The following is a 3,731-nucleotide window of genomic DNA, read 5'->3' on the forward strand; positions in this document are numbered from 1 at the left end:
CTTTGCCTAGGACTTCCTCCAGCTCACACCTCACGGTGGATACCTTGTCTTCAGCTAGTGGTTGGTAACTACAGACCCCCACAATGGACTTTCACCACCTAGTTAATTGCCATGCCTGGCACACTAAGAAAACCCTCAATTAAAATTAATTAATCGAGGGTTTCACTAAATCTTCAGCTTACCTTGATTTAGAGTTATTAAACCATTCAATAGTTGCTTTACTATGCTCTTCAGGAATCTTATTCTTTACTTGCTCATGCAACCAAGCCAAAGTTTTATTATTCAGATACTGTCTCATCTTATCTTCTGCTTCTAACATTACAACTTTTATTAAGCAAGGACATTTTGTATGTGTATCAGGTAAGTTATTTTTATCTAACAGCAGCTCCCTTTGTCTAATCTCTGCGCACTGAAACAATGATGATGTCCCTTCTACAGCCTCAACAATATCCCAAAATGTTATTTTTTCTGGAGAGCGTGCTAATTCGTATCCTCCATTAACACCCGGAATTGACTTAACAATGCCTGATTTTCTTAATTTTGTATATACTTTTGACAAATAAGTTTCTGACACTCCTTGATATGTTGCTAAGTCCTTAATGCCAACAGATTTCCCTGATGGAATATCTATCATATATAATAAACAATGTAATGCATACTCTACTCCTATAGAAAATTGCAATGAAATCACCTTCCTAACAACAATATAATCTTCTCACATAATACTTCATTAGTTTTTATTAGTCAATGCTTATACAGCTAATATTATAGATAGAAATTATCTATAATATTTATATTATCTACTAAGTTTTCACACAAGGAGGAATAAAAAAGAAGGAGAATCTCCAGATGATAGGAGTTCTCCTTCTTTTTTCGCTAGGTTGTCTTATACGTTGCTCCTTTATTATCTTGTTGCCATACTTTATCTGCTATTAATAACAAACAACTGGTGTACCAGTCTCTATATTTTCAAATACTGCTTTTGCTACATTGGGTGGTGAATTTACACAACCATGGGATCCGCCTGTCTTATACAGCTCTCCCCCAAAATTATCTCGCCAGATTGCATCATGAATTCCTTTTCCTCCAATAAAAGGCATCCAATACTTCACAGGAACAGCGTAGTCTTCACCTGTAAGCGTTGCATTTGTTTCTTTATAATTGATCTTATAAATGCCGGTGGGCGTTCTAGTCTTGTTAGACCCATCATTACCTGTGACAACATCACCTTCTGTAATCAGCTCTCCATTTTTATAAAACCATAAGTGTTGCCCTTTAAGATCTATTTCTACATAGGTATTTCCAATATCATCCTTTCCATAAGCTAATGCAGTTTGGTAATATGAAGGTTCTTTCTCTATAGATTTCCCTTCTTTTATGCTCGAAATTAAATATTGGATTTCTTTAACCTTATTAATGGCCCAACCATAAGTACCACCACCAATATTAATTACCTTTCCTGATGATGTAACAAAATTTCTCGTATTAGCAACTGTATTATATTCACGAGCAAGTACGTCGATATAGATTTCAACTTGCTTTTCATTAAATGTGATCTCATTATTCTCATCGACTGTAACCCACTTATTTATTGTAGAACCATCTAAAATTTCTTTATCGTCTCCAAAAGTATAGGTAATCTTTGAAGATACATATTTGTTAAGCATGTCTCTTGTGGAAACGATCTTTGGAGATTTCGAAGTATACTGTGGCTTAACATAGTAATTAATTGACTCCAAATCTATTGTTGTTTCGCCTGAGCTAACTGCATCTATAGCATGATTATATAAAATATCTTTATTGCCCTTGTTTCCAATGACTTCATCAACAATCACATAACTATTATCTGTAAACTTATAGCTAGCACTTTTAGGTTCAATTAACTTACTGCTATCAAAACAAGAGAGCATGTCCACTTGCTCTTTTAATAATTCTTTATCATACGTAATTCCTGCTGTCATTTTAGAATCTTTTTTATTAAAAACTGCTGAAATCCATTTGTAAGGATTCTGTTTATCTTTAAACTCCCTAAATTCGCCATCCACAGCATACATTAAGCCAATTTCTTCTCCTGCAATTTGTTCGTTTATACCGCCTCGTTCCTTTATGTTTAGTTGATATTTTTGAATCTCAGATGCCATTTGTTCATTTACATCCTCTACAATTTTACCTGAAACGCTAATGGTATTTATTGCAGAACCAAAATAAAAATGATTAGTGAAATATATTGCCATCCCAAAGTATATGCTTAGTAAAGTACAAATAGAAATTATAATACCTAAAACAATTTTGTTACGCTTTTTTATTGGCCTTTTTGTTGACTTTGCTACCTCAGTTTCCATAATTTCACCCCATCTTATACATTTTTAAAAAACTAACTACCACCCTAATACAACAATAAATATGTGGAAGGTATGGTTTGTTCTTTTATTATTCTATTATACCTCATAACATTACTTTAAGTAACCTCTACTAATTAATAATTATGTGGTACAAGCCATTAAATACTTGTACACTTTTTAGCTATGTGCTCATAAGATATATTGTCAACATGACATTGAAAAATAAAGGAGTAGAGATAATGATCAACAATACTGTTACACCTGAAGCAGATTATATTCCCGTGGAGACTATTTATACAACAAAATCAACACATCTCGCAACACCGGTGGTACGCGGACCTATAATTCGTGTTTATCAAAATTATATCCCTTGGTTCGGTGAAAATCGTAATAATGCTACTCTGTTGTTTTTGGGAAAGATATTGGGAACCGACTATTATATTCACCCTATGAGCGACTTAGCAGTCGGTATTCCATGTAATACTGCAGTTGTATTGATTCCATCCAACAGTGACGGAAGTGAAATTACCGCAGCAGAAGAAAATGACCCCAAAGCCCAAGCTAATTTAAAAGCATTTGTAAGGGCGGGTGGTGTCTTAATTATAGATATGGGAGATAATTTACCCATAGGTGGCTATATTGCCCCAGGTGCCAAAGGTACACCTGATTTAATATTTCCTGATCCATGTCAAGATGTTACCTTGACTCATAAAGCATTGAAGCACCCTTTTTCAAAATGTCCAATTCAATTAAATAATAATAATATCGATATGGAGTGTGGTTGCTCTGTATGTCACGGCAACCTAGAGCAAGGCATTACCTTGCCATGTGACTCCACAGTGCTATTGACAGCCACATTTGATAACACTCAGAGGGCAGTTTTAGCAGAATATTGCTTTGGTAGTGGCTATGTGATTTTAGATACTCTAACAAAAGAATTTATATGTCAACAACCACAGGGCACTGGCCCATCTAACATTTTGGTCAACCTGTTCGCATATGCCCTTTGCATATTAGCACCTCGGAAATACGTTAAAAAATAAAGTAACTGTCACCGTTATCTCATTCATTATAAAAGATAAACACCACTTGATAGTAAGTGGTGTTTATCTTTTATAACTTAGCAAATTATATATGGGGTTACTTGAGATGAAATATTAGAAAATTGTGTAATATAAAAGAGAATTTTTACTTAATAATTACAGATGATAATTTATTAATATCCGTCACAAATGTAGTTTTACATGTGTATTACCATCCCTAAAATATAAGAAACAATCCAGACAATCCATGCAAATAAACTAAATTTATAAAATTTAGTTAATAAATTTTTATGCTTTTTATTTAATATATAAACAGCCCCAATTGCATTGATTAGCATTAATAATA

The 3,731-nt window shown here is 33.6% G+C and carries 3 protein-coding genes; 1 reads left to right on the forward strand and 2 read right to left on the reverse strand.

The window, feature by feature from the left end; all coding sequences use genetic code 11:
- Positions 1-178: 178 nt before the first annotated feature.
- Both ACJAX4_RS22805 and ACJAX4_RS22810 read right to left on the reverse strand, forming a co-directional pair.
- Positions 179-682, reverse strand: coding sequence for an RrF2 family transcriptional regulator (locus tag ACJAX4_RS22805; RefSeq protein ID WP_435791729.1), 504 nt, complete (start codon positions 680-682; stop codon positions 179-181).
- A 250-nt stretch (positions 683-932) separates the two neighbouring features.
- Entirely contained in the window at positions 933-2,342 is a 1,410-nt protein-coding gene (locus tag ACJAX4_RS22810; RefSeq protein ID WP_435791730.1) for a L,D-transpeptidase family protein, read from the reverse strand.
- Between the two features lie 239 nt (positions 2,343-2,581).
- Between ACJAX4_RS22810 and ACJAX4_RS22815 the strand changes: the two genes are divergently transcribed.
- The gene (locus tag ACJAX4_RS22815) at positions 2,582-3,385 is read left to right on the forward strand and encodes a hypothetical protein (protein WP_435791731.1); all 804 of its coding nucleotides are present in this window, start codon (positions 2,582-2,584) and stop codon (positions 3,383-3,385) included.
- Positions 3,386-3,731 lie beyond the last annotated feature (346 nt).

Source organism: Clostridium sp. (genome assembly GCF_051278035.1).
GTDB lineage: Bacteria > Bacillota > Clostridia > Clostridiales > Clostridiaceae > Clostridium_AD.

Coding starts and splice junctions, on each gene's coding strand:
- ACJAX4_RS22810 (WP_435791730.1), bottom strand. CDS start 2,342: ATGGAAACTGAGGTAGCAAAGTCAACAAAAAGGCCAATAAAAAAGCGT.
- ACJAX4_RS22815 (WP_435791731.1), top strand. CDS start 2,582: ATGATCAACAATACTGTTACACCTGAAGCAGATTATATTCCCGTGGAG.